We start from the raw sequence: 722 nt of genomic DNA, 5'->3' as shown, positions 1-722 counted from the left end.
ACAGTATCTATCGTCTTCAATTCGGCCAGGCGGGCCAGTATTTTGTCGGTCATCAAGCATTCTCCGTCGCAAAGGTTTCGACGGCACCACCGCTCTGGTTGGCGGTGAAGTCCACGCAACTATTCTCCCGCTCGCCAGATAGTCCGCTTGACTGCCGGGCACGAAGACGCGTGAGGCCTAAGGCGAGGATTTCCGCGACCTCCGCGAGGCGCTCGGCGGCGGTCAGTCGGCAGGATGGGAGTGGGTGCGGTCCGAAGCTGAGTGGGTGCATTTTTGTTTTCGCCATGCCGACCTGTGTAGCCAACCTACAACCGTGCTCAACAGCACAGCGAAGGCCGTCGCAAATGTGCGTAAGCGTTGGAAAACTTTGGATAAAACTAGCGTCTAGGAACGTTTTCCTGTAGATTGTTGCGAGTCGATCCTGGTGCCGGAGACCATATTTGAACAGGGCTTTTCTTGAGCAGAGCGAACTGGCCAAACGCTGGCGCATCAGCGCCCGAACTCTTGAGCGTTGGAGATGGAGAAAGACCGGGCCGAGCTACATAAAGCTGGGCGGCAAGGTCGTTTATTCCATCGAAGACGTGGAAGCCTACGAGCGGCGCCGGCGGGCAGAAACCCACTCATCCATTCTCGGGGCATGGCCAACACGTGACGTTGCGTAGCGTTATCAACCGTACAATTCAGTCAATGCCACTCGAGCAGGAAGCCGACCTCCAGTCAGG

At 57.1% G+C, this 722-nt stretch carries 1 protein-coding gene; it reads left to right on the top strand.

Annotated features, from left to right (window positions below; all coding sequences use genetic code 11):
• Positions 1 to 440 precede the first annotated feature (440 nt).
• A complete protein-coding gene (locus ACXJ7R_RS35295) occupies positions 441 to 662 on the top strand; it encodes a helix-turn-helix transcriptional regulator (RefSeq protein WP_457155825.1) in 222 nt (73 codons plus the stop codon).
• Positions 663 to 722 lie beyond the last annotated feature (60 nt).

The organism is Mesorhizobium sp. P5_C1 (assembly GCF_054049815.1).
The sequence above is the reverse complement of the archived record's forward strand: the minus strand, read 5'-3'. Positions and strand labels throughout refer to the sequence as shown.